The 24,036-nt window shown below is 71.8% G+C and carries 24 protein-coding genes; 10 read left to right on the top strand and 14 right to left on the bottom strand.

All coding sequences use genetic code 11. The annotated features are described in order from the left end of the window. Positions 1 to 4: 4 nt before the first annotated feature. The 7 genes from era to AB0M79_RS07300 form a co-directional block, all read right to left on the bottom strand. On the bottom strand, positions 5 to 904 hold the full coding sequence (gene era, locus AB0M79_RS07330; RefSeq protein WP_364209892.1) for a GTPase Era: 900 nt from the start codon (positions 902 to 904) through the stop codon (positions 5 to 7). Between the two features lie 71 nt (positions 905 to 975). Further along, complete coding sequence (locus AB0M79_RS07325; RefSeq protein WP_364209006.1) at positions 976 to 1,362, bottom strand: cytidine deaminase; 387 nt, start codon at positions 1,360 to 1,362, stop codon at positions 976 to 978. Next, positions 1,355 to 2,764, bottom strand: a complete 1,410-nt coding sequence (locus tag AB0M79_RS07320; RefSeq protein WP_364209889.1) for a hemolysin family protein — start codon at positions 2,762 to 2,764, stop codon at positions 1,355 to 1,357. The genes AB0M79_RS07325 and AB0M79_RS07320 overlap by 8 nt, the downstream gene beginning before the upstream one ends. Continuing rightward, positions 2,740 to 3,207, bottom strand: a complete 468-nt coding sequence (ybeY, locus tag AB0M79_RS07315) for an rRNA maturation RNase YbeY (protein WP_357542702.1) — start codon at positions 3,205 to 3,207, stop codon at positions 2,740 to 2,742. The genes AB0M79_RS07320 and ybeY overlap by 25 nt, the downstream gene beginning before the upstream one ends. Positions 3,208 to 3,226: 19 nt before the next feature. Next, positions 3,227 to 4,279 (bottom strand): PhoH family protein, encoded by a 1,053-nt coding sequence (locus AB0M79_RS07310; protein WP_364209003.1) that lies wholly within the window; start codon positions 4,277 to 4,279, stop codon positions 3,227 to 3,229. Positions 4,280 to 4,528: 249 nt separating this feature from the next. Next, on the bottom strand, positions 4,529 to 5,923 hold the full coding sequence (locus AB0M79_RS07305; protein ID WP_364209000.1) for a serine hydrolase domain-containing protein: 1,395 nt from the start codon (positions 5,921 to 5,923) through the stop codon (positions 4,529 to 4,531). A 7-nt stretch (positions 5,924 to 5,930) separates the two neighbouring features. Continuing rightward, positions 5,931 to 6,281, bottom strand: a complete 351-nt coding sequence (locus AB0M79_RS07300; protein ID WP_357542696.1) for a histidine triad nucleotide-binding protein — start codon at positions 6,279 to 6,281, stop codon at positions 5,931 to 5,933. Positions 6,282 to 6,348: 67 nt separating this feature from the next. Here AB0M79_RS07300 and AB0M79_RS07295 point away from each other — a divergent pair, with 67 nt between their 5' ends. From AB0M79_RS07295 to ppk2, 4 genes are all read left to right on the top strand, one after another. Further along, positions 6,349 to 7,098: an SDR family oxidoreductase gene (locus tag AB0M79_RS07295; RefSeq protein ID WP_364208997.1), complete on the top strand. Its 750-nt coding sequence runs from the start codon at positions 6,349 to 6,351 to the stop codon at positions 7,096 to 7,098. Between the two features lie 141 nt (positions 7,099 to 7,239). After that, positions 7,240 to 8,025: a serine protease gene (locus AB0M79_RS07290; protein WP_364208994.1), complete on the top strand. Its 786-nt coding sequence runs from the start codon at positions 7,240 to 7,242 to the stop codon at positions 8,023 to 8,025. Positions 8,026 to 8,321: 296 nt separating this feature from the next. Then, positions 8,322 to 10,133 (top strand): substrate-binding and VWA domain-containing protein, encoded by a 1,812-nt coding sequence (locus AB0M79_RS07285; protein WP_364208991.1) that lies wholly within the window; start codon positions 8,322 to 8,324, stop codon positions 10,131 to 10,133. A gap of 120 nt (positions 10,134 to 10,253) precedes the next feature. Then, a complete protein-coding gene (gene ppk2 / locus AB0M79_RS07280) occupies positions 10,254 to 11,171 on the top strand; it encodes a polyphosphate kinase 2 (protein ID WP_364208988.1) in 918 nt (305 codons plus the stop codon). 66 nt (positions 11,172 to 11,237) lie between these two features. Here ppk2 and AB0M79_RS07275 read toward each other — a convergent pair whose 3' ends face one another. From AB0M79_RS07275 to hrcA, 3 genes are all read right to left on the bottom strand, one after another. After that, positions 11,238 to 11,972 (bottom strand): 16S rRNA (uracil(1498)-N(3))-methyltransferase, encoded by a 735-nt coding sequence (locus AB0M79_RS07275; protein ID WP_364208985.1) that lies wholly within the window; start codon positions 11,970 to 11,972, stop codon positions 11,238 to 11,240. Positions 11,973 to 12,009: 37 nt separating this feature from the next. Further along, positions 12,010 to 13,143, bottom strand: coding sequence for a molecular chaperone DnaJ (gene dnaJ / locus AB0M79_RS07270; RefSeq protein WP_364209886.1), 1,134 nt, complete (start codon positions 13,141 to 13,143; stop codon positions 12,010 to 12,012). A 94-nt stretch (positions 13,144 to 13,237) separates the two neighbouring features. After that, the gene (gene hrcA / locus AB0M79_RS07265; RefSeq protein WP_357542680.1) at positions 13,238 to 14,260 is read right to left on the bottom strand and encodes a heat-inducible transcriptional repressor HrcA; all 1,023 of its coding nucleotides are present in this window, start codon (positions 14,258 to 14,260) and stop codon (positions 13,238 to 13,240) included. A gap of 452 nt (positions 14,261 to 14,712) precedes the next feature. On the opposite strand from hrcA, the gene AB0M79_RS07260 reads away from it, so the two are divergent. Continuing rightward, positions 14,713 to 15,402 carry a DUF4870 domain-containing protein gene (locus tag AB0M79_RS07260; RefSeq protein ID WP_364208982.1) on the top strand — a complete coding sequence of 230 codons (690 nt, stop codon included), beginning with the start codon at positions 14,713 to 14,715 and terminating at the stop codon, positions 15,400 to 15,402. A gap of 131 nt (positions 15,403 to 15,533) precedes the next feature. Here AB0M79_RS07260 and hemW read toward each other — a convergent pair whose 3' ends face one another. Next, on the bottom strand, positions 15,534 to 16,757 hold the full coding sequence (gene hemW / locus AB0M79_RS07255; protein WP_364208979.1) for a radical SAM family heme chaperone HemW: 1,224 nt from the start codon (positions 16,755 to 16,757) through the stop codon (positions 15,534 to 15,536). Positions 16,758 to 16,774: 17 nt separating this feature from the next. On the opposite strand from hemW, the gene AB0M79_RS07250 reads away from it, so the two are divergent. The 5 genes from AB0M79_RS07250 to AB0M79_RS07230 all read left to right on the top strand — a co-directional run bounded on the left by AB0M79_RS07250 (position 16,775) and on the right by AB0M79_RS07230 (position 20,686). Continuing rightward, positions 16,775 to 17,560: an enoyl-CoA hydratase-related protein gene (locus tag AB0M79_RS07250; protein ID WP_364208976.1), complete on the top strand. Its 786-nt coding sequence runs from the start codon at positions 16,775 to 16,777 to the stop codon at positions 17,558 to 17,560. A 117-nt stretch (positions 17,561 to 17,677) separates the two neighbouring features. After that, positions 17,678 to 18,565 (top strand): hypothetical protein, encoded by an 888-nt coding sequence (locus AB0M79_RS07245; protein WP_364208973.1) that lies wholly within the window; start codon positions 17,678 to 17,680, stop codon positions 18,563 to 18,565. 269 nt (positions 18,566 to 18,834) lie between these two features. Further along, positions 18,835 to 19,746: a phytanoyl-CoA dioxygenase family protein gene (locus AB0M79_RS07240; protein WP_364208970.1), complete on the top strand. Its 912-nt coding sequence runs from the start codon at positions 18,835 to 18,837 to the stop codon at positions 19,744 to 19,746. 149 nt (positions 19,747 to 19,895) lie between these two features. Beyond that, complete coding sequence (locus AB0M79_RS07235) at positions 19,896 to 20,375, top strand: hypothetical protein (RefSeq protein ID WP_364208967.1); 480 nt, start codon at positions 19,896 to 19,898, stop codon at positions 20,373 to 20,375. Beyond that, positions 20,372 to 20,686 (top strand): transcriptional regulator, encoded by a 315-nt coding sequence (locus AB0M79_RS07230; RefSeq protein WP_357542668.1) that lies wholly within the window; start codon positions 20,372 to 20,374, stop codon positions 20,684 to 20,686. The genes AB0M79_RS07235 and AB0M79_RS07230 overlap by 4 nt, the downstream gene beginning before the upstream one ends. A 45-nt stretch (positions 20,687 to 20,731) precedes the next feature. On the opposite strand, the gene AB0M79_RS07225 is transcribed toward AB0M79_RS07230, so the two are convergent. From AB0M79_RS07225 to AB0M79_RS07215, 3 genes are read right to left on the bottom strand one after another with little or no spacing between them, the layout of a single operon-like run. After that, entirely contained in the window at positions 20,732 to 21,562 is an 831-nt protein-coding gene (locus AB0M79_RS07225; RefSeq protein ID WP_364208963.1) for a carbohydrate ABC transporter permease, read from the bottom strand. Next, positions 21,559 to 22,542, bottom strand: a complete 984-nt coding sequence (locus tag AB0M79_RS07220; protein WP_364208960.1) for a sugar ABC transporter permease — start codon at positions 22,540 to 22,542, stop codon at positions 21,559 to 21,561. The genes AB0M79_RS07225 and AB0M79_RS07220 overlap by 4 nt, the downstream gene beginning before the upstream one ends. After that, a complete protein-coding gene (locus AB0M79_RS07215; protein ID WP_364208957.1) occupies positions 22,539 to 23,819 on the bottom strand; it encodes a sugar ABC transporter substrate-binding protein in 1,281 nt (426 codons plus the stop codon). Before AB0M79_RS07215 ends, AB0M79_RS07220 begins: the two co-directional genes overlap by 4 nt. Positions 23,820 to 24,036 lie beyond the last annotated feature (217 nt).

Below are 24,036 nucleotides of genomic sequence, written 5' to 3'. Positions count from 1 at the left end.
GGCCTCAGAACCCCAGCCGGCGCAACTGCTTCGGGTCGCGCTGCCAGTCCTTGGCGACCCGGACGTGCAGGTCGAGGTAGACCCGGCGGTCGAGCAGCGCCTCGATCTCGGCCCGCGCCCGGGTGCCGACGTCCTTGAGCCGGCTGGCCCGGGCCCCGATCACGATCGCCTTCTGGCTGGGCCGCTCGACGTAGACGTCGGCGTAGATCTTGAGGACCGGGCCCTCTTCGATCATCTCCTCGACGACGACGGCGATCGAGTGCGGCAGTTCGTCGCGTACGCCCTCCAGCGCGGCCTCGCGGACCAGCTCCGCGATCAGCACCTGCTCCGGCTCGTCGGTGAGCATGTCGTCGGGATAGAGCTGCGGCGACGGCGGCAGGTAGTTGGTCATCACATCGACCAGCGTGTCGACCTGGTGGCCGGAGACGGCGCTGACCGGCACCACCTCGGCGAAGTCGCCCATCTCGCTGACCGCGACCAGCTGCTCGGCGAGCCGCTTGCGGTCGACCAGGTCGGTCTTGGTGACCACGGCGATCACGGTCGCCTTGAGCTCGGCGATCTCGCCGGTGATGAACCGGTCGCCCCGGCCCACCGGCTCGTCGGCCGGCACGCAGAGGCCGATCACGTCGACCTCGCTCCAGGTCTGCCGGACCAGGTCGTTGAGCCGCTCGCCGAGCAGGGTGCGCGGCCGGTGCAGGCCGGGGGTGTCGACGAGGACGAGCTGCGCGTCGGGCCGGTGCAGCACGCCCCGGATGACGTGCCGGGTGGTCTGCGGCTTGCTGGAGGTGATGGCGATCTTCTGGCCGATGATCGCGTTCGTCAGGGTGGACTTGCCGGCGTTGGGGCGCCCGACGAAGCAGGCGAACCCGGCCCGGTAGGTGTCCTCGGGACGCCGGCCCCGGATCTCGCCGGACCGGCCCCGGCCGGCCTGGCCGCCCCGGTCGGCGGGCCGGGCCGGACCGCTGGTACGACCGCTCACTCGACCACCGTGCCGAGCAGTGTGCCGTCCGGTGCGGCGACGTGGATCGGGGCGTCGGTGGCCAGGTCACGCACTGCCGCGTGCCCGGAACCGTCCAGGGTGGAGGCCTCGGTCACCACGGCGGCGGCCTCCAGCCGGCTGGCGCCGGCCGAGGCGGCGGACGCGACGGCCAGTTGGAGAGCGGTCAGCGTCAGCGAGGGCAGCGAGACGTTGGTGGCCGCGTACGTCCGGCCGTCCTGGTCGCGTACCGCGGCGCCTTCGAGCCCGCCGGTCCGGGCCCGCGCGCTACGGGCGAGGGTGACCAGCTTGGCGTCCTCGGCGCCCAGCTCGACGGCGCCGCTCTGACCGCCGGGAATGGCGGCGGCGGTGGGTGACTCAGGCATCTGCGGGTTGCCTCTCCTGGGGTGTGTCGTGGGATCCACGCGACTTCGGGGTCGCGCCGCCCTCGGCGGGTCGCGACTCGGCCTCGTCGGGCGAGACGAGCACCGTCTCGATGCGGTTGCGGCGGCCGGTGGTGCCCTCGGCGACCAGCACCAGCCCGCCGATCCGCGCCCGCGCTCCGGGGATCGGCACCCGGCCGAGCGCCTGGGCGAGCAGGCCACCGACCGTCTCGACCTCGTCGGCGGGCAGGTCGACGCCGAACAGCTCCCCGAGGTCCTCGACCGGCAGCCGGGCGGTGACCCGTACGGAGCCGCCGTCGAGGCGCTCGACCGGCGGGCGTTCGACGTCGTACTCGTCGGTGATCTCGCCGACGATCTCCTCGAGGATGTCCTCGATGGTGACCAGGCCGCCGGTGCCGCCGTACTCGTCCACGACGATCACCAGGTGGTTACGGGCCGCCTGCATCTCCGAGAGCAGGTCGTCGACCGGCTTCGACTCGGGCACGAAGGTCGCCGGACGCATCAGCTCGGCGACCGGCACCTGCTGGCTGCGCGGGTCGCCGCCACCCTGGGCCCGCACCACGTCCTTGAGGTAGAGCAGGCCGAGCACGTCGTCGACGCTCTCGCCGATCACCGGGATCCGGGAGAAGCCGGAGCGCAGGAACAGCATCAGCGCCTGGCGGGAGGTCTTGGTCGACTCGATCCAGACCATCTCGGTGCGGGGCACCATGACCTCGCGGGCGATGGTGTCGCCGAGCGCGATCACCGACCGGATCATCTGCCGTTCGCCGTGCTCGACGACGCCGCGCTGCTCCGCCAGGTCGAGCAGTTCACGCAGCTCGACCTGGGTGGCGAACGGGCCGTCACGGAAGCCGCGGCCCGGGGTGACGGCGTTGCCGATGACGATCAGCAGCGACGCGAGCGGGTTGAGTGCCCGGCCGAGCCAGCGCACCAGCGGGGCGGTGGCCCGACCGACGGCGTACGCGTGCTGGCGGCCCAGGGTGCGCGGTCCGACCCCGACGACGACGAAGCTCACCACGGTCATCGCGCCGGCGGTGACCAGCGCGGCGGTCCAGCCTGCACCGAACGTGTCGACGGCGACCAGGGCGACCAGGGTGGTCGCGGTCAGCTCGCACAGCAGCCGCAGCAGCAGCAACAGGTTGAGGTGCCGTACGACGCCGGTGGCGACGACGTGCAGCGTCTGCGCGCCGCGTACCCCCTCCCGGGCCAGCTCGGCGGCCCGGGCCGGCGAGATCGCGGCCAGCGCGGCCTCGGTCATCGCGAACAGCCCGGCCAGGACGACCAGCCCCGCGGCGAAGACCAGCAGTTGCAGGTCGGGGAGGTTGGCCGCGGAGCCGGTGGCGGCTAGGAGGGGCGGCATCACTGGGCCCGGGTCGCCCGCCAGCTCGACAGGAGGCGGGCCTGCAACTCGAACATCTCCCGCTCCTCCTCCGGCTCGGCGTGGTCGTAGCCGAGCAGGTGCAGGACGCCGTGCACGGTGAGCAGGTGCAGCTCGTCGGCGGCGGAGTGGCCGGCGGTGACGGCCTGCTTCGCCGCCACCTCCGGACAGAGCACGATGTCGCCGAGCAGCGCCGGCTCACCGCCGGCGACCTCGCCCGGGCCGTGGTCGACGCTGCCCTCGTCCATGGGGAACGCGAGCACGTCGGTGGGTCCGTCGCCGTCCATCCAACGGTGGTTGAGCTCGGTCATGTAGTCGATGTCGACCAGCAGGACCGACAGCTCGGCGAGCGGGTTGACCCCCATCTCCTCGAGGGCGTGGCGGGCGACGGCGAGCACGGCGTCGGTGTCGACCCCGACACCGGACTCGTTGGCTATCTCGATGGACACTGTTTCCCCTGGTTGACGGCTAGCGGCGCCGGCCGGCGCGCGCGGCGCGACCGGGTACGGCGTGGACACCCTGGCCCTGCTGCTGGGCCTCGCGGTCGGCGTCGTAGCGGGCGTACGCGTCGACGATGTCGCTGACCAGCCGGTGCCGCACCACGTCGCCGCTGCTGAGCTGGGCGAAGTGCACGTCATCGACGCCCTGGAGGATGTCCCGCACGACCCGCAGGCCGCTGGTCGTGCCGCCGGGCAGGTCGACCTGGGTGATGTCGCCGGTGACGACGATCTTCGAGCCGAACCCGAGCCGGGTGAGGAACATCTTCATCTGCTCGGGCGTGGTGTTCTGCGCCTCGTCGAGGATGATGAACGCGTCGTTGAGGGTGCGGCCGCGCATGTAGGCCAGCGGGGCGACCTCGATCGTGCCCGCCGCCATCAGCTTCGGGATCGAGTCGGGGTCGAGCATGTCGTGCAGCGCGTCGTAGAGCGGACGCAGGTAGGGGTCGATCTTCTCGAAGAGGGTGCCGGGCAGGAAGCCCAGCCGCTCACCGGCCTCGACCGCCGGCCGGGTCAGGATGATCCGGTTGACCTGCTTGGCCTGCAACGCCTGGACCGCCTTGGCCATCGCCAGGTAGGTCTTGCCGGTGCCGGCGGGCCCGATGCCGAAGACGATGGTGTGCCCGTCGATCGAGTCGACGTAGCGCTTCTGGCCGAGCGTCTTGGGGCGGATGGTGCGCCCGCGCCGGGAGAGGATGTTGAGCGTGAGGACGTCGGCGGGACGCTCCTCACCACCCTGCTCGAGCATGCCCACGGTGCGGCGGACGGCGTCGGTGGTCAGTGTCTCGCCCTTCTGGATCAGCTCGAGCAGCTCGGCGAAGAGCCGCTCGGCGACCGCGTTGTCCGCGACGGCGCCGGTGATGGTGATCTCGTTGCCGCGCACGTGGACGTCGCTCGCGACGGACCGTTCGATGAGGCGCAGGATCTCGTCACCTGCACCCAGCAGGTTGACCATAATCTGCGAGTCAGGAACCGTGATCCTGGTCTGCACCCGGGCCGGCCCGGGAGATGGGGTGCCGGACATAGGTCGGGCCGCGGGCCCTGCGCCACCTGCTCTCGGTCTCGGCGCCGCGCGGGCGGCGCACTGTCGTTCCTCACGCCGCATGGGCGGCGCGCTGGTTCTTACCGCACCGCACCTGCGGTGTTTACGAACCGTCCTGCCATCGTATCGGTTCCGCGGCGGGATGACCCGGGCCATTTTCGCCCGTACCGCCGACCCGCCGGTGGTGGTGGGCGGTCACCCACCAGCACCGGACGAAACAGTACGAAACACTCAGAGCTCGTACGTCGTGACCCCGTCGAACGTCTCCTGCGTCCGGGTGAACCGGTAGGTCGCCCAGTGCATCCGGACCACCCGCCCGGCCCCGTCCCGGGTCAGCCGCAACAGCTCACCGGTCTCCCGCCCGGACACCGTACGCAGCACGTCCGGCCGGTCCGGCAGCGGCGCGAACACCGCCGGTGGCGCACCGGCCGGCGCGTCGGCGGCCCGGGCCCGCAGCGCGCCGTCGCGCCAGAAGAACACGAACGGGAACCCCTCGCCCCACCAGGGCCCCAGCACCGACCGGTAGGCCGGCGGCGGCGCCTCCCCCGGCACCCAGGCGGTCACCTCGGCGGGGTCGTCCTCGACCGCCGCGGCCAGCAGCCGGTGCGACAGTTCGTTGATCTCGTCGGCGGTGCCCGAGGAAGCGAGCACCGCGCAGCCCATCGCCTTCGGCGTCGCGCCGCCGCCCCGCCGCCCGTAGACCGACGACAGGAAGCCGGGCATCGCCCCGTCGTGCCCGACGTGCACGATCCGCTCGCCGGGCACCGGCTCCGCCGGCCGCTGCGGAAGCAGGATCAGCCCGAGCCCGAAGCCGGCCTGCCAGGACGCCTCGTCGGTGGTGGTCAGCGGCCAGCGCATCTCGTCGAGGGTGGCCGGGGCCAGCACCGCACCGGACGGGTCGACCACGGCCGGGTCGGCGAGGAACGCCGCCCAGCGGGCCATGTCCGTCGCGGTGCTCCACAACTGCGCGGCCGGGCCGAGCGCGCCGAGGTCGAGGCGCGGTTCCGGTCGGGCGTGGTCGGAATAGGCGTCGACCAGGAACCCGGTCGCCGCCCCCGGGCCGGGATACACCGTGGTCGACGACAGCTCCAGCGGCCGCAGCACCCGGTCGGCGAGCACCTCGGCCCAGGTGCCGCCACGCAGCCGGGCGACGGCGTGCCCGAGCAGCGCCAGGCCGAGGTTGGAGTAGTGGAAACGGCGGGCCGGGGGCAGCGCCCGGTCGATCCGCGCCAGGTCGGCCAGCAGCTCGGGTACGTCGGGCGAGCGCAGCGTGTCCCAGATGTCGCCGTACGGCTCGCGTTGCAGGCCGGCGGTGTGCGAAAGCAGCCGGCGTACGGTCGCCGTGCCGTGCGCGGGCACGTCGAGGTGCCGGCCGATCGGGTCGTCGAGGTCGAGCAGCCCGTCGTCGCGGCACTGCATGACCAGGACCGCCGTCAGCGTCTTGGTGACCGAGCCGATCCGGAAGACGGTGTCCGGGCCGAGCGGGTTCTCGTTGCCCGTGCCACCGACCGTGCAGGTCCACAACGGACGGTCGGCGCGGTGCAGCGCCACCGAGAGCGCCGGCACCCGCGCCTGCGCCTGGGTACGCCGGACCAGCCGTTCCAGCCGCTGGTTCACGCCCGCCACCGCGCGCCTACCGGGCCACCATCGGGCCCAGCGGTGTGCCGCCGAGCAGGTGCGCGTGAACGTGGAAGACCTCCTGGCCGCCGTACCCGCCGGTGTTGAAGATGGTGCGGAACCCGCCGGTGAGCAGGCCCTCGGTCTCGGCCACGACGGCGGCCGTGGCCAGCACCTCGGCGGCGAGGGTGGGGTCGCCCTCGGCGAGGGCGACCACGTCGCTGTAGTGCTCCTTGGGGATCACCAGCACGTGTACCGGCGCCTGCGGGTTGATGTCGCGGAAGGCGAGGGTGTGTTCGGTCTCGCGGACGACGGTGGCGGGGATGTCGCCGGCGACGATGCGGCAGAAGAGGCAGTCGTTGTTCACGTTCCGCATGGTAGGCGCGCCGGGCCGCCCCCGCCGCCGCGGCACGGCGTACGGCATGATGCTCGGCATGACGGGACGGGCGGTGCTGGTCACCGGGGCTTCCAGGGGCATCGGACGGGCGGTCGCGACACTGTTCGCGCAGCACGGCGACCGGGTCGCCGTGCACCACCGCGATTCCGCGGACCTCGCCGGGGAACTGGTCACGTCGCTGCCCGGCGCCGGCCACATCGTCGTACGCGCCGACCTGGCCGACCCCGAGCAGGTGCGCGCCGCCGTCGACGGTGCGGCGGAACAGCTCGGCGGGCTCGACGTGCTGGTCAACAACGCCGGTGTCTACACCCCACACGGCATCTTCGACACCAGCTACGAGCAGTGGCAGCACGAGTGGCGGCGGACCCTGGACACCAACCTGGTCGGCGCCGCCAACGCGATCTGGTGCGCGGCCCGGCACATGCGCGAGCGCGGCGGGCGGATCGTCAACGTCTCCTCGCGCGGGGCGTTCCGCGGCGAGCCGGGGCAGCCGGCGTACGGCGCCAGCAAGGCGGGGCTGAACGCGCTCGGCCAGTCGCTCGCGGTGGCCCTCGCCCCGTACGGCATCGCGGTGGCCACGGTGGCGCCCGGGTTCGTGGCAACCGACATGACCAACGAGCACCTGAAGCCGCCGCGCGGCGACGAGATCCGCGCGCAGAGCCCGTTCGGCCGGGTGGCCCGGCCGGAGGAGATCGCCGAGGCGGTGTTCTGGCTGGCCTCCCCGGGCGCGGAGTGGGCGTCGGGCACGATCGTCGACCTCAACGGCGCGTCCTACCTACGCAGCTGAGCCGGTGACGACACACCGGCGTTATGAGTCAGCCGGGATGAACCAACACATTGCTTAACGTCAATATGTATTCGTAGGCTCCCGGTTACCTGATCCGCGGGGTGCCGCCGGCACACCGCCACCATGGCCGGGAGGACTTCCATGGTTCGTTGGCACAGACTCGTCGGCGCCGTCGCCGCCGCCCTGACCGCGTTCACCTTCGCCGGCGCGGTCCCCGCCTCCGCCGCACCGGCCACCGCCGGTGACGTCACCCCGCTCGTCGTCGGCGGCACCCGCGCCGCCCAGGGCGAGTTCCCCTTCATGGTGCGGCTGTCGATGGGCTGCGGCGGGTCGCTCTACACCCCGCAGATCGTCCTGACCGCCGCCCACTGTGTCGGACGGACCGGGGCCAACACCAGCATCACCGCCACCCTCGGCGTCGTCGACCTCCAGTCGACCAGCCGGATCACCCGGCGGTCGTCGTACGTCTACCGGGCCCCCAACTACAACGGTGTCGGCAAGGACTGGGCGCTGATCAAGCTGCAGAGCCCGGTCACCGGCCTGGCGACGCTGCCGATCGCGACCACCACCGCCTACAACAACGGCACCTTCACCGTCGCCGGCTGGGGCGCGCCCTACGAGGGTGGCCCGCAGCAGCGCTACCTGCTGAAGGCCCAGGTGCCGTTCGTGCCGGACAGCACCTGCCGGACGTCGTACCCGAGCATGGTCGTGGCCGAGGAGATCTGCGCCGGCTACACCGGCGGCGGCATCGACACCTGCCAGGGCGACTCCGGCGGCCCGATGTTCCGCCCGGACGCGGCCGGCGCCTGGATCCAGGTCGGCATCGTCAGCTACGGCCGGGGCTGCGCCCGCCCGAACTACCCCGGCGTCTACACCGAGGTCAGCACCTTCGCGGCGCAGATCGCCTCGGCGGCGGCCAGCCTATAGCCGGTCGACCCCCGCAGCCGACGACCGGCCGCGTCGCCGCCCACCGGCGCCGCCCCGCCCGCCAACGCGGACGGGGCGGCGCTGCGCGTGGACACCGGACCGCCGACCCTCCGACGGGGACGGCCACGCCCGGTCCACACCGGCCTCCGGGCCCGACGGATCGTCGACCGGCGATGCCCGGCACCGCCGGCCCCTTGAACGATCCGCCTAAACTCGGGCGGCACCACGTACCGGCCGCCCGGACACCGTGCCCGACAAACCTCCGGACCGGCCGCCCGCCATCTGGAGGTCCCCCCATGACCTACCCCGCCGCCGGCGGCAACCGCCGGCTTCCCCTGATCGTCGCCGTCGTCGTCGGTCTGGTCGCGGTCGTCGGCACCTACCTGGTGTTACGCCCCGACGGGACGGAGGGCTCCGGCAGCGACCGGGCGGCCCGCGGGGACTGCGTCCCGATCGAGGTCAACGCGTCGCTGGAGAAGGGCGACCTGATGGCCGAGCTGGCCGACAGCTACAACCGGGCCGGCCGCGCCTTCGACGGGCGGTGCGCCGTGGTCAGCGTCCACAAGACCACGTCGGGCGCGGCGATGGACGCGATCGCGAGCGGCTGGGACCCGGAGCGCGACGGCGCCCCGGTCCCCCAGGTCTGGAGCCCGAGTTCGTCGCTCTGGCTCGACCTGCTCGAACAGCGTGGCGCGGCCACCGACAACCCGGTACGCATCGAGGGCGACCGGCCACCGGTGGCACAGAGCCCGGTGGTGCTGGCGATGCCGAAGCCGATGGCCGAGGCGCTCGGCTGGCCCAACGCGAAGATCGGCTGGTCCGACGTGCTCGCCCTGTCCTCCGACCCCGACGGATGGGGTTCCCGGGGGCGCCCCGAGTGGGGCCGGTTCGCCTTCGGCAAGGACAACCCGCACCTGTCCACCTCCGGCCTGGCCGCCACCGTCACCACCTACTACGCCGCCACCGGGCGGTCGAGCGACCTGGTCGCCGCCGACATCACCGACCCGAAGGTGATGGACTTCGTCCGCAGCGTCGAGAGCGGCGTGCTGCACTACGCCGACGAGTCGATGAAGTTCCTCGCCAACCTCGCCGAGGTCGACGCGCAGGGGCGGGCGATGTCGTACGTCAGCGCCGTAGTGCTCCAGGAGCAGCTGGTCCACCTCTACAACGAGGGCAACCCGCTGGGTGACCGGGCACTGTTCGGCAAGGGGCGCAAGCCGCAGGTGCCGCTGGTCGCGGTGCACCCCGCCGACGGCATGCTGATGCTCGACCACCCGTACGTGACGCTGCCGTCGGCCAGCGACGACCAGCGGGCGGCGGCCGCCGACTTCCTGTCGTACCTCCAGCACGAGAACCAGCAGCGCCGCTTCGTCGAGCTGGGCTTCCGCGACAAGGACGGCCACCTCGACGAGGCCCGGGCCCGGTCGGTGGGCGCGCCCGCCGGCACCGCCCCGTCGACGATCAGCTCCCCCGGGCCGGAGATCCTGGCGAAGATCCTCGACGGCTGGGACACCCTGCGCAAGAAGGCCCAGGTCATGCTGGTCCTCGACGTCTCCGGTTCGATGGAGGAGCACACCGGTTCCGGCAAGACCAAGATGGAGGCGGCCAAGCAGGCCGCGATCCAGGCGCTGGACCTGCTGCACCCGGAGGACGAGGTGGCCCTCTGGACGTTCTCGACACCGGCCCGCGGCGCGACGAAGCCCTACACCGAACGGGTGCCGTTGTCCCGCATCGGCGACAGCAAGGCGAAGCTGACCTCCGCGATCGGCGCGCTGCGCCCGGAGGGCGGCACCGGGCTCTACAGCACCATCCGGGACGCGCACGACCACATGCTGGAACGGTTCAGCACCGACCGGATCAACGCGGTGGTGGTACTCACCGACGGCCGCAACGAATACCCGCGCGACAACGACCTCGACCAGTTGCTGCGCGACCTCGACGCGACCGGCCGGGAGCAGTCGGTACGGATCTTCTCGATCGCGTTCGGCGACAAGTCCGACCTCGGGGTGCTGGAGAAGATCTCGAAGGCGTCCCGCGCGGCCGCGTACGACGCCCGTGATCCGGACACCATCGACAAGGTGTTCATCTCGGTGCTGAGCAACTTCTGATCCTCCGGCCCCGTCGGGTCCGGCGGCCGCGGCGGTGCCGTCGCGGCCGCCCGGCCGCCGGGCACCGACTGGCGCCCCGTGGCACGGATGGGGCGGCCCGCCAATGGGTATCCGTAGCCCATGGGTGACGAGACGGGCGAACTGCTCGACGTGCTGGCCGACTACCGGGTCGAGGAGGACCACGACGACGACCCGGTCCTGCTCCGGGCCGACGGGCGGCCGGTCGACACCTGGCGCGAGGACTACCCGTACGACCACCGGCTCGGCCGGGAGGAGTACGACCAGGCGAAACGCCGGCTCCAGATCGAACTACTCAAACTCCAGGAGTGGATCAAGGAGTCGGGCGAGCGACTGGTGATCCTCTTCGAGGGGCGGGACGCGGCCGGCAAGGGCGGCACGATCAAACGCTTCATGGAACACCTCAACCCCCGCGGGGCACAGGTCGTCGCGCTCAACAAGCCGAACGAGCGGGAAAGCAGCCAGTGGTACCTGCAACGCTGGATCCGGCACCTGCCGGCGGCCGGCGAGATCGTGCTGTTCGACCGCTCCTGGTACAACCGGGCCGGCGTCGAGCGGGTGATGGGCTTCTGCACCCGCCGCGAATACCTGGAGTTCCTGCGGCAGGCGCCCGAGTTCGAGCGGATGCTCGTACGCTCCGGCCTCCGGCTGGTCAAGTTCTGGTTCTCGGTGTCGCAGAACGAGCAGCGGACCCGGTTCGCGATCCGGCAGGTCGACCCGGTCCGCCAGTGGAAGCTGTCGCCGATGGACCTCGCCTCGCTGGACAGGTGGGACGACTACACCGAGGCGAAGGAGGCGATGTTCTTCTGGACCGACACCGCCGACGCGCCGTGGACCGTGGTCAAGAGCAACGACAAGAAACGCGCCCGGCTCGAGGCGATGCGGCACGTGCTGGCCCGGTTCGACTACACCGACAAGGACCCCGACGCGGTCGGCACCCCCGACCCGCTGATCGTCGGCCCGGCCGGGCTCGACCTACGCCCCGACGACCAGCCGGTGCACGTGTTTCCCCGGCTCTGATCCCGGCACCGCCGGCCACCGGAGCGCCGGGCGCCGCGGCCGTCACCACCGCGCGAAAGGCCGGCGTCACCAGCGGCCGAGGCGGGTGGCCAGGACCGCGAGGGCGGCGACACCGGCCGTCGACGTACGCAGCACCGCCTCGCCGAGGCGTACCGGCACCGCCCCGGCGGCGGTGAACGTGTCGACCTCGGCCCGGTCGATACCCCCCTCGGGGCCGACCACCAGCGTGATCTCCCCCGTCGCCGGCAGGTCGACGGTCGACAGGCGCTCGGTGGCCTCCTCGTGCAGCACGTACGCCGCCGCGCCGGCCGCGAGCCGCCGGGCCACCACCGCGGTGGACTCGTCGGGATCGCCGGCGACCGCCGGCAACCACGGGCGGCGGGCCTGCTTGGCCGCCTCGCGGGCGGTCGCGACCCAGCGGTCCCGGGCCCGGGCGCCACGCCCGTCGCGCCACCGGACCACCGAGCGGGCCGCCGCCCAGGGCACGATCGTGTCGACGCCGACCTCGGTCATCGCCTGTACGGCGAGTTCGCCCCGGTCGCCCTTCGCGATGCCCTGCACGACGGTGAGCCGGGGGTCGGGACGGTCGACGTGGCGCCGGTCGGTGACCCGCACGTCCAGGGTGCCCCGGCCGACGGCGACGACCTCGGCGGACGCGGTGCCGCCCCGACCGTCGGCGAGCAGCAGCGGCTCGCCGACCCGCAGGCGCTGGACGGTCGCCGCGTGATGCCCCTCGGGGCCGCCGAGGGTGTGCCGGTCGGTGGTGGGCAGGGCCTCGACGAGGAACAGCGGCGCGGACACGGGGACAGGCTAGCCGGACCGGGCCGGCCGGCGACCGTCAGCCGTGCCCGTTGAAGGCGTCGCGCATCCGGGAGAAGAAGCCGCCCTGCTTGCTGAGTTCGGCCACCTCCTCGCCCCGGGTCTTGGCGAAGTCGCGCAGCATCCGCTCCTGCTCGGCGTCGAGCTTGGTCGGGGTCCGTACGTCGAGATGCACGTAGAGATCGCCACGGCCGGTGCCCCGCAGGTGCGGTACGCCCCGCGCCCGCAGCCGCATCGTCGAACCGGGCTGGGTGCCGGCCTTGACGTCGACCGGCTCCTCGCTGTCCAGCGTCTTGATGGTCAGCCGGGTGCCCAGCGCCGCCGCCGTCATCGGGACGGTGACCCGGCAGTGCAGGTCGTCGCCCTTGCGGGAGTAGACGTCGTGGACCCGCTCGTGGATCTCGACGTAGAGGTCGCCGGGCGTGCCGCCACCGGGGCCGACCTCGCCCTGCTGGGCCAGCCGGATCCGCATGCCGTCCTCGACCCCCGCCGGGATCTTGACGGTGAGCGACCGGCGGGTGCGGACCCGGCCCTCGCCGGCACACGTGCCGCACGGGTGCGGGATGACGGTGCCGTAGCCCTGGCAGGCCGTGCAGGGCCGGGCCGAGACGACCTGGCCGAGGAAGGTCCGCTGCACCGACTGCACCTCGCCCCGGCCGCCGCACGCCTCGCAGGTGGCGAGGTGGGTGCCGGCGGCCGTGCCGGCGCCGCTGCACGTGGTGCAGAGCACGGCGGTGTCGACGGTGATCGGCGCCTCGACGCCGAAGGCGGTCTCCACCAGGTCGAGTTCGAGCCGCAGGATGGCGTCGGCACCCGGCCGGGTGCGCGGCCGCGGGCCGCGGGTGCCGCCGGCCGCGCCGAAGAAGGCGTCCATGATGTCCTGGAAGCCCACGAACGGGCCGGCCCCGGCGCCACCGCCGGCCCCGCCTCCGCCCGGGGCGAGCGGGTCGCCACCGAGGTCGACGATCTGCCGCTTCCGGTCGTCGGAGAGGACCTCGTACGCCGCGTTGATGTCCTTGAACTTCTCGTGCGCTTCGGGGTCCGGGTTGACGTCCGGATGGTATTGGCGGGCCAGTTTCCGGTAGGCCCGCTTGATCTCGTCGTCAGAGGCTTCCCGGCTGACGCCGAGAATCCCGTAGTAGTCCTTGGCCACTGCGTCTGGTGTCCTCATATCGGTCTCGCGTTTGCCGGCCTGATCGCTGGTGCTGCCGCGCCGCCCGAGCCTGCGCCGCCGCCGTGCGTCGGTCTCAGTTCTGCGCCAACAGGTCGCCTACGTAGCGTGCCACGGCGCGCACCGTGGCGATGGTGCCGGGGTAGTCCATCCGGGTCGGCCCGAGCACGCCCAGCCCACCGACGATGGTGGCTCCCGGGCCGTAGCCGGTGCTGACCACGGAGGCGGCCCGCAGGTTGTCGATCTCGTTCTCGTCGCCGATCCGGACCCGCAGGGTGCTGGGCTCGACCTCGCCGATGAGCTTGAGAAGGATGACCTCCTCTTCAAGCGCCTCGAGGATCGGCCGCAGCGACCCCTGGAAGTCGAGCAGCCCGCCGCGCGTCAGGTTGGCGGTGCCGGCGAGCGCGATGCGCTCCTCGTGCCGCTCGACGAGGGTCTCCAGCAGCACCGTCGACAGCGTCGTCATCGCCGGACGTACGGTCTGCGGCACCTCTTCGACCAGGGCCTGCACCAGCGGCGGGGTGTCGGCGAGCTTCTCACCGCAGAGCTTCTCGTTGACCCGGCGGCGCAGGTCGGTGACGTCGTCGGCGGCCACCGGACCGGGCAGCTCGACCAGCCGCTGCTCGACCCGGCCGGTGTCGGCGATCATGACCAGCATCAGCCGGGTGGTCGAGATCGGCACCAGCTCCAGGTGGCGGACCGACGAACGGGCCAGGCTCGGGTACTGCACGACGGCGACCTGCCGGGTGAGCTGGGCGAGCAGCCGTACGGTCCGGTGCACGACGTCGTCGAGGTCGACCGCGCCGACCAGGAACCGCTCGATGGCCCGCCGCTCGGCCGGGGTCAGCGGCTTCACGCGGGAGAGGCGGTCGACGAAGAGCCGGTAGCCCCGGTCGGTCGGCACCCGGCCGGCACTGGTGTGCGGCTGGCGGATGTAGCCCTCTTCCTCCAGCACCGCCATGTCGTTGCGTACGGTCGCCGGCGAGACGCCGAGCTGGTGCCGCTCGACCAGCGCCTTGCTGCCGACCGGCTCCTGCGTGGCGACGTAGTCCTCGACAATCGCCCGCAGGACGTCGAGCTTGCGGTCGTCGAGTCCCATCTCCACCTCCCTGCCCCCGGTCGTGCCGGCCCGGTGCGTGGCGGGTGACCGCCGGGCCGTGCCGCACGCATGACATCCGCCATGCCGACCCTCGACATGCTGGCACTCGACCGGGATGAGTGCCAGTCTACGACGCCAACCCTGGCCAGGCGATGATCGATATCAGGTACGAAAGCCGTATTCCAGACAGTCGGCCGGAATTCCACCCCGGAACCCAGTTCGCCGGCCAGCCTGTCCGCCACCGGGTCACCACGCCGTGACAACAGCTCAACGGCGAGCCGGTCCAGAAGTGGCGCCCGGCCCGCCGGGAGTGGCCAGGGTGTCGTGTGGCGTCGGTTGATGCCGCCCCCTACCGTGGCCTCATGACTGAACCACCTCGCCCTCCGGGAGACGGCAATCCCGGCTCGGTTCCGCCGGACCCCACGGCTCCTCTGACGCCCGGGTCCTACTCAGTGCCGGGCGAGGCGCCCTCCCCCGGCTTCCCGCCGGCCGGCGGCCAGCAGCACGGCGCGCCCGACCTGTCGAAGCAGAACAACCCGCAGTACGACGCTCCCGCCTCCGGCGGCGGCGCCTACCCGCCGCCGGGTTCCGGAGCCGGCGGCTACCCGCCGCCCTCGTCCGGCGCGGGCGGCTACCCGCCGCCCAGTTCCGGCGCGGGCGGCTACCCGCCACCCGGCCAGGGCTACCCGCCGCCCGGTGGCGGATACCCGCCCCAGGGTGGCGGCTACCCCCCGCAGGGTGGTGGCTACCCGCCCCAGGGTGGTGGCTACTACGGCGGCGGCCCGGCCCCGGCCGGCTACGCCAACAGCGACGAGAAGACGTGGGCGCTGATCGCCCACTTCGGCGGCGCGGTCGGCGCGCTGATCAGCTTCGGCCCGCTGGGCTTCGTCGGCCCGTTGATCTCATACCTGGCCAAGGGCCAGCAGTCGCCGGCGGTGCGCGCGCACGCGCTGGCCGCGCTCAACTTCCAGGTGCTCTGGTCGGGGATCGCCTTCCTGCTGCTCTTCGTGAGCTGGTGCCTGTTCTTCATCCCGAGCGTGGTCGTCTTCGCGATCCAGATCATCTTCGGGATCCTGGGCGGCATGAAGGCCAACGAGGGGCAGCTCTACAAGTACCCGATGTCGCCGAACTGGATCAAGTAACCCCGCACTCCCACGACAGGCCCGGCACGCGTGCCGGGCCTGTCGTCGTGCCAGCCCGTCGTCGAGTCGGGTCCGTCGGCCTCCGCGTCCGCTCGGTGCCGGCCTTGCCCTCAGGACGAGGCCGGCCGTCCTCAGGGCAGGAGGTCGCGTACGACCGCGTCGGCCAGCAGCCGGCCACGCAGGGTCAGCACCGCCCGGCCGGCGTCGTACGCGGCCCCGTCCAGCAGCCCGTCGGCGAGCGCCCGCCGCGCCGCGACCCGCCCGGCGTCGTCGAGCACCGGCAGCGGCAGGCCGGTCGCCAGCCGGAGCCGCAACATCACGTCCTCGGTGTGCCGGTCGGTGCCGGAAAGCATCTCGCGTCCCTGACCGGGCGAGGCACCGCGGGCCAGCCGGGCCGCGTACGCCGACGGGTGCTTGACGTTCCACCAGCGCACCCCGCCGACGTGGCTGTGCGCCCCCGGTCCGAGCCCCCACCAGTCGCCGCCGGTCCAGTAGAGCAGGTTGTGCCGGCAGCGGGCGTCCGGCGACGTCGCCCAGTTCGACACCTCGTACCAGGAGAACCCGGCCGCGCCGAGGGCGGCCTCGGCGGCCAGGTAGCGGTCGGCCGCCACGTCGTCCGACGGGTACGGCAGCTCGCCGCGCCCCATCCGGGCGGCCAGCCGGGTGCCGTCCTCCACGATCAGCGCGTACGCGCTCACGTGGTCGACCCCGGCGGCCACCACGGCCGCCAGCGACGCGGCGAAGTCGTCGCCGCTCTCCCCCGGTGTGCCGTAGATCAGGTCGAGGTTGACGTGGTCGAAGCCGGCGTCGCGGGCCTCGGCGGCGGCGGCGGTGGCCCGGCCGGCGGTGTGCCGGCGGTCGAGCACCGCGAGCACGCCGGGGGCGGCCGACTGCATGCCCAGCGAGATCCGGGTGTAGCCGGCGGCCCGCAGCGTCTTGAGCGACTCCGGGGTCACCGACTCCGGGTTGGCCTCGGTGGTGACCTCGGCGTCCGGCGCGAGGCCCCAGGTGGCGTCGATCCGCTCCAGGATCCGGGCCAGGTCGTCGGCGGGCAGCAGGGTGGGGGTGCCGCCGCCGACGAAGACGGTGTCGACCCGGGGCGGCGGGTTGTCGCCGAGCACCCGGGCGGCGAGGTCCAGCTCGGCCAGCACGCTGTCGGCGTACGTCTCCCGGCGCACCCCGCCGCCCAGTTCCTGCGCCGTGTACGTGTTGAAGTCGCAGTAGCCGCACCGGCTGGCGCAGAAGGGGACGTGCACGTACACGCCGAACCCCTGGCGGCCGACCGCGGCGAGGGCGGCGGGCGGCAGCGACCCGTCGGCGGGCACGGGTTGTCCATCGGGAAGTTCGCCTGGCATGCGACTAGTGTGCCCGCATGCCTACTGCCGACGACGCCCTCGTCCGGGTCACCACCCGGGCCGGGGTGACGATGCTGACGCTGGACAGCCCGCCCAACCGCAACGCGCTGTCCACACCGCTGATGACCGAACTGCTCCGGGCGCTCGACGCGGCCGTGGCCGACGACACGGTCCGGGTGGTGGTGCTCTCGCACACCGGCCCGGTCTTCTGCTCCGGCGCCGACCTGAAGGAGACCGCCGCCGCGTACGCCAGCGGCACGGTCCCGGCCGGAATGCTGGGTGACGTGCTGGCGGCGTTGTGGGAGTGCCCGAAGCCGGTGGTGGCCCGGGTCGGTGGCGCGGCACGGGCGGGCGGCCTGGGGCTGGTGGCGGCGGCCGACATCGCGGTCTGCGCGGACACGGCGACGTTCGCGTTCACCGAGGTGCGGATCGGGGTGGTCCCGGCGGTGATCTCGGCGACCGTGCTGCCCCGGCTGGCGCCGCGCGCGGCCGCCGAGTTGTACCTGACCGGTGAGACCTTCGACGGGCGACGGGCCGCCGAGGTGGGACTGGTGACCGCGGCGGTGCCGGCGGACACCCTCGACGAGGTGGTCGGCGAGTACTGCGCGGCCCTGGTCCGCGGCGCGCCCCGGGCCCTCGCCGGGGCGAAAGAGCTGCTCCGGCGCCGCGAGGCGACTACCGTCCGTAATGAGGTTGCGGAACTTTCCGCACTGTCGACCGGCTATTTCCTGTCCGAAGAGGGGCGCGAGGGGGTGGCCGCCTTCCGGGAAAAGCGTCCGCCTTCCTGGCTTCCACTGACCTGAATGGGTTGCGAGGCACCACCCGGCCGCCCGGCGGGACTCCCCGGATAGCGCCATACCGCTCACGGGACGCGGTATATCGCACAACCGGACGTACGCTTGGCGACGACTCAACAGGGGGTGACGGTGCGTACTCGGGCAGCGGTGGGCGGTTTCGTGGCACTGGCGGCGGTCGCCGGGCTTGGCGTGTACCTCGGCAGGACCGACTTCGGTATCGACATACCGCTGCCCCGGCCGGCCCGCAGTTGCACCGTCGCCGCGCCGGCCGGCCAGTTGCCCGCCGGCGCGGCGACCAACCTGACCCTCAACCCGGAGCAGATGGCCAACGCGGCCACCATCTCGGCGGTCGGCGTGACGATGGGCATGTCGGAGGAGGCGGTCGTGGTGGCGCTGGCGACCGCGTTCCAGGAGTCGAAGCTGGAGAACCTGGCCGGCGGCGACCGCGACTCCATCGGGCTGTTCCAGCAGCGGCCGAGCCAGGGCTGGGGCACTCCGGAACAGATCCGTGACCCCCGTTACGCGGCGACGAAGTTCTACGCCGGGCTGAAGAAGGTGCGCGGCTGGGAGGAGATGCGGGTCACCGAGGCCGCCCAGGCGGTCCAGCGCTCGGCCTTCCCGGAGTTGTACGAGCAGTGGAAGGACGAGTCGCAGTTGCTGGCCAGTGCCCTGGTGGGCAACACCGTGGGCGCGGTGGCCTGCTCGGTCGCCCGGGAGCCGGTGGTTCGCGGCAACGCGGCGGCGGCGGGCCTGGTCAACGGCCTGGTGCTGGACTGGGGCGAGGTGCAGACGGCGAGCCCGGCGGAGCTTCTCGGGTTGACGGTGTCGGCCGCCGACAGCCGGGTCGGTTGGCGTTACGCGCACTGGCTGGTGTCGCACGCGGGCGACCACGGGGTGAAGCGGGTGCGCTTCGGTGACCGGGAGTGGACGGCCGACGAGGGCGAGTGGTCACGCATTGACGGAACGACCGGGGCGGGCGAGGTCGTCGCCGAGGTCTTCGGCGACTCCTGACCGGCCGAAAATCGTCGCCAGGGTCTTCGGCGACTCCTGACCGGTCAAAACAGGCGAGCCTTACTGACCTACAGTCACCGCACAATCCGGCAAATGGTCCTTTATCCCGAACCACCAACAGCACTCAACAACACTACGTAATCGCACGGTTTCTTCGCGTAAGAGATTGGTTCGAGCCGGCGAAACAGTGCCATTCGGCCCGATGTCGACGCTCGGCCCTGGGGTTACGATCGGCAGCCTGTGCCGAAAGGCTTCGCTAGGCGGAGGGAATGAACGCCGTGTTCGATTACGGTGGCCGGACCGGTTACGAACCGATCAGTGACGTCGACCGCAAGGAATTCCACGAGCAGGGTTTCCTGCTGCTGCGCAACGTGCTGACGGAGGATCACCGCGCCGCGCTCGAGGCGGCTGTCGACCGTGTCTACGCGGAGGAGAAGGCGGCCGGCAACACCACCAAGGACGGCACGCTGCACCTGCTGGGCTTCCTGGAGCGCGACGAGCTCTTCGGCGAGCTCCTCACCCACCCGATCGCCTTCCCGTACATGTGGGGCCTGGCCGGGTGGAACATCTACACCCACCACAACCACCTCGACGTGACGCCGCCGGCACTGGAGCCGGAGAAGCCGTACTGGGGCTGGCACCAGGACGGCTACCGGCAGAACTCGGACCCCGAGACCATGGACCCGAACCTGCCGCGGCCCATGTTCTCGCTCAAGGTCGCCTACGTCCTCTCCGACCTGTCGGAGAACGGCCGGGGCGCCACCAAGGTCATCCCGGGCAGCCACCTGTGGAACTCGCTGCCCCGGCCGACCGACCTGACGGTGCACAACCCGGACCCCGAGGGGACCGTGGAGATCACCGCCAACCCGGGTGACGCGTTCATCTTCGACCGCCGCCAGTGGCACTCGCGGTCGACGAACCTGTCGAACATCACCCGCAAGATGCTCTTCGTCGGCTACACCTACCGGTGGATCCGGCCGCTCGACGAGCTGCACCCCGACCTGGCCGGCGAGTGGTACCAGAACCGCACCCCGGTCCAGCGGCAGCTGCTCGGCGAGGGCACCCACACCGCCAACTACTGGGGCATCAACTGGAACGGGTACGTCGACGACGAGATCCCGCTGCGCAAGGAGCTGAAGGAGCGCGGTCTGCTCGACCGCAGCATCCCCTGGCTGCGCTGATCCGTACGACGTCGAGAGGCCCCCGCCGCGTTCGCGGCGGGGGCCTCTCCGCGTATCCGGCCACCAGGGAAGGACTTGCCCACTAGGAAAGTGGGCTGCTACTTTCCTAGTAGGAAAGCACTAGCCCGACGGTGAAGTGGGAGACCGCCATGAAACCCGACCCGATCCCGGCCGGCGAGGCCGCCCGCGCCCTGCAGGAGGTCCGCCACCGGCGCGACCAGGTGGTGGGCACCAAAGTCGTCCCCGACTGGTTCTGGGCCACCCTCGGCGTGCTGCTGGTCGCCTTCATCGGCAGCATCGAGAGCGAGATCCCCTGGCTGGTCGCCACCGGCTCGGTGGTCTACGCCGTCGGTCTCGCCGCGCTGATCTTCGCGCTCCTGCGGCGCGGCGGCCCCCAGATCCGCAACAACCTGATCGGCGCCCGCGGCGGACTGGCCATCACCGGCCTGACGCTCGGCCTGGTGGCCGTCGGGCTCGGGGTCGCGTTCGGCGTGCACGCACTGGGCGTGCCGCTACCGGGGACGGTAGGCGCGGCGGCCGTCGCCCTGGCCATGGTCATCGGCGGTCCGCTGCTGGTGCGCTACCTGCGGCGGGTGATGAGTTCACGACCGGTCGGCGGGCTGCGGTGACCGCGCCCCGCTTCGACGAACTGATCCACGCCCCCACCCGGCTGTCGATCGTCAGCCTGCTCGGCGCCACCGAGTGGGCCGAGTTCAGATACGTCCGCGACAGCGTCGGCCTGTCCGACTCGGCCCTGTCCAAGCAGTTGACCACCCTGGAGGAGGCCGGCTACGTGCAGATCCGCAAGGCCTTCGTCGGCAAGCGGGCGCAGACCACCGTACGGCTCACCCCGGCCGGACGGGCCGCCTTCGCCGGGCACGTGGCGGCCCTGCAGGAGATCGTCGCCCGCGCCGGCGTCGACACCCGGCTCGTCCCGTGAGGACGTGCGTGGAGCGCACGGGCCGGCGCGGTCCGACCGGCCGGGTCAGCCCTTGACGGCGCCGGCCACCAGGCCGGAGACCATCCTCCGCTGCACCGCGATGAAGAAGATCATCACCGGCAGGGTGAGCAGCGTGGAGGCGGCCATGACCGATCCCCAGGCGGTGTCGTCACGGCCGAAGAAGAACGTCATCGCCACCGGCAGGGTGTAACGGTTCTGGTCGTTGATGAAGGTCAACGCGAAGATCAGCTCGTTCCACGCGACGATGAACGAGAAGATGCTGGTCGCGACCAGGCCGGGGGCGACCAGCGGCAGCAGGATGCGCCAGAAGGTCTGCGTCCGGTTGGCCCCGTCGATGGCGGCGGCCTCCTCCAGTTCCTTCGGTACGGCGGCCACGAACCCGCGCAGCATCCACACCGCGAACGGCAGCGAGAACCCGATGTACGTCAGGATCAGGCTCGGCAGGGTGTTGTAGAGCCCGAGCCGCTGGATCATGAAGAACAGCGGGATGACCAGCGCCTCCAGCGGGATCATCTGCACCACCAGCAGCATGATCAGGAACGAGGTGCGGAGCCGGAACCGGAAGCGCGCCACCGCCGTCGCGGCCAGCAGGGCGATCAGCCCGCTGACGAGCACGGTCGCGACCGCGACCAGCAGGCTGTTGACGAAGAAGTCGGTGAACGTGACGCCCGGGATCAGGTTGCCGGTGAGGATCTCCCGGTAGTGCTGCAGCGTCGGCTCGCGCGGCACCGGCTGCGGCGTCGACGAGAAGATCTCCCGGTTGGGCTTGAACGACGTCGAGATCATCCAGAAGACCGGGAAGACCGCAAACAGCGCGACCAGCAGCCCGGTCGCGTTCAGTACGGCCCGCTTCACAACTCCTCCTGCTTGAGCAGGGCCCGGATGTAGAACCCGGTGACGACCAGCAGGATCAGCGTGAGGATGACGGCGACCGCCGACCCCAGCCCGTACTTGGGCGGGGGCGAGAAGGCCGTGGCGTACGAGTAGATGCTCAGCATGTACGTCGACCGGTCCTGGGTGCCGCCGGCCAGCGCGTACTGCTGGGTGAAGACCTTGAAGTCCCAGATGGTCGACAGCACCACCAGGATGCCGAAGACCGGCCGCAGCAGCGGGAAGGTGATCGACCAGAAGACCTTCCAGGGGCCGGCGCCGTCGACCCGGGCTGCCTCGTGCAGTTCACTCGGCACGCTCTTCAGGCCGGCCAGCACGCTCACCGCGATGAACGGGAACGAGTGCCAGACCACGACCAGGGTCAGGATGGCGAAGAAGAGCAGCGGATCGTTGAACCAGCCGTAGCCGGTCCAGTTGGCGCGGCCGAAGAGCGCCTCGGACAGCCCGTCGGGCAGCGCGTTGAAGAACCAGGTGACCAGGCCGCTGGTGTCGTCGAAGATCCATTTCCAGACGATCGCGCCGGTCAGCGCCGGGGTGGCCCAGGCCAGCATCACACAACTGCCGACGAAGGTCGCCATCCGCCGGCCGAGCCGGTTGAGCAGCAGGCCGACCAGGGTCCCCAGGATCATCGTGAGGGCCACGTTCGCGGCCGCGAAGAGCACGGTGTTGCGCAGCACCGTACGGAAGAACGGGTCGCCGAGGATCTCGGCGTAGTTGCCCAGGCCGGCCCACGGCCACTCACGCTCGCCGCGCACCTGGCGGACGCTGTCCAGGTCGTACAGCGACATCACCACGACCTGGCCGAGCGGCCAGAGCAGCAGTACGCCGATGACCAGCGCGCAGGGCAGCAACAGCAGGTACGGCACGTGGTCCAGCCGGCGGCGCCGCCGGACGGGGGTCGCCCGCCCGGCGGCGCTCTCGGGTGCCTTGGTCAGCGTCGTCACTGCGCGTTGAGGATGCTTTCCATCTCGGCGGCGGCATCGGCGGTGGCCTGTTCGACCGTCTTCTGCCCCTTCATGATCGAGCTGTTCATGGCCTGGGTGACCGTCCGGTTCCGGCTGACCTCGACCCACTTGGGCGTCATCGGGGTCAGCTTGGTGCTCTTCATCGTGGTCGCGAAGGCGGCCATGATCTTGTCACCGGCATACTTCTCGCTGCCCACCAGGTCCTGGTAGACCGGGAAGAAGCCCACGCTGTCGGCGAACTTCTGGGCATTCTTCTTGTTCAGCAGGATCGTGGTGTAGTCCCAGGCCAGGTCCTTGACCTTGCTGTCCTCCCAGATCGCGATGTCCGAGCCACCGGCGAACGCGGGCGCCGGCTGGCCGTTCGGGCCGGGGATCGGGAAGGTGCCCCACACCTTTTCGATGTCCGGGTTGTCCTTCTTGATCGCGCCCTGCTGCCAGCTGCCGGCGAACGCCATCGCCGCCTTGCCGGTGGCGAACTGGGTGCGGGCGTCGACCTCGTTCCACCCGGCGGCGGCCGGCGGGGCGATCTTGTGAACGGTGACCATCTCGGTCCAGAACTGCACCGCGGACCGCGCCTGCGGGCTGGTGTAACCGGACTTCCAGTTGGTGCCGCTGCCGGTGGCGATCTCGCCGCCGGCGGCCCAGAGGAAAGAGTAGAAGGGCAGCTCGGAGTTGCCGGGCAGGGCGATGCCGTAGGCGTCGGGGCGCTTGGCCTGCACCGCCTTGCCGGCGGCGATCAACTCCTCCCAGGTCGTCGGCGGGGTGTTGATACCGGCCTCGGCGAACCAGTCGGTGCGGTAGTAGATGCCCCGGACCCCGGCGTACCACGGCACGCCGTACTGCTTGCCGTCGAGCTGGGCGTTCTTCACCAGGTCGGGCAGGATGTCCTTGCCCTCGGTCCAGCCGGCCATGCGGTCGCTGATGTCGGCCAGCGCCTCCTGCGCCGCCCAGCCCTGCGTCTCGGTGTTGCCGAGCTCGGTGACGTCCGGGCCCTCACCGCCGGCGAGCGCGGCCTGGAACTTCTTCGGCGCCTCCAGCCACGGGATGTACTGCACCACCACGTCGGTGTCGGGGTGCTTGCGCTGGAACTCCGCCTCGACCTCGGCGAGGAACGCGGTCTGCGTCTCGCTGCCCTCGCCCATCATCCAGACCGTGAGCTTGCTGGTGTCGGCCGCCTCGTCACCGCCGCCACACGCGGTGAGCAGCATCGCGGCCGAGGCCACCACGGCGGTGACCGGCGCTCTCCACTTCTTCACGACACCCTCCCCTACCCGGCATTTACCTTCCCCGCCGCACCCTAGTAGGAAAATTTCCTTTACGACAGGGGGTGGTCCGGGTCACTTCACGGCGGGCACCGGGCAGCAACGTAGAGGCGCCAGGCCGGCCGGCGGCACCCGGGTCCAGGCCGGCCCGCCGAAGACGCTGCGCCAGGTGTTCGGTGGCTCGGCGCCGTCGGTGCCCTTGCCGTCGCGG

This window comes from Polymorphospora sp. NPDC051019 (assembly GCF_040683055.1).
In the GTDB taxonomy this organism is placed as follows: domain Bacteria; phylum Actinomycetota; class Actinomycetes; order Mycobacteriales; family Micromonosporaceae; genus Polymorphospora; species Polymorphospora lycopeni.
This window is presented reverse-complemented; position numbering and strand designations above follow the sequence as displayed.

Coding starts and splice junctions, on each gene's coding strand:
- AB0M79_RS07325 (WP_364209006.1), bottom strand. CDS start 1,362: ATGCCTGAGTCACCCACCGCCGCCGCCATTCCCGGCGGTCAGAGCGGC.
- AB0M79_RS07310 (WP_364209003.1), bottom strand. CDS start 4,279: ATGTCCGGCACCCCATCTCCCGGGCCGGCCCGGGTGCAGACCAGGATC.
- AB0M79_RS07295 (WP_364208997.1), top strand. CDS start 6,349: ATGACGGGACGGGCGGTGCTGGTCACCGGGGCTTCCAGGGGCATCGGA.
- AB0M79_RS07290 (WP_364208994.1), top strand. CDS start 7,240: ATGGTTCGTTGGCACAGACTCGTCGGCGCCGTCGCCGCCGCCCTGACC.
- AB0M79_RS07285 (WP_364208991.1), top strand. CDS start 8,322: ATGACCTACCCCGCCGCCGGCGGCAACCGCCGGCTTCCCCTGATCGTC.
- ppk2 (WP_364208988.1), top strand. CDS start 10,254: ATGGGTGACGAGACGGGCGAACTGCTCGACGTGCTGGCCGACTACCGG.
- hrcA (WP_357542680.1), bottom strand. CDS start 14,260: ATGGGACTCGACGACCGCAAGCTCGACGTCCTGCGGGCGATTGTCGAG.
- hemW (WP_364208979.1), bottom strand. CDS start 16,757: ATGCCAGGCGAACTTCCCGATGGACAACCCGTGCCCGCCGACGGGTCG.
- AB0M79_RS07250 (WP_364208976.1), top strand. CDS start 16,775: ATGCCTACTGCCGACGACGCCCTCGTCCGGGTCACCACCCGGGCCGGG.
- AB0M79_RS07240 (WP_364208970.1), top strand. CDS start 18,835: ATGAACGCCGTGTTCGATTACGGTGGCCGGACCGGTTACGAACCGATC.
- AB0M79_RS07235 (WP_364208967.1), top strand. CDS start 19,896: ATGAAACCCGACCCGATCCCGGCCGGCGAGGCCGCCCGCGCCCTGCAG.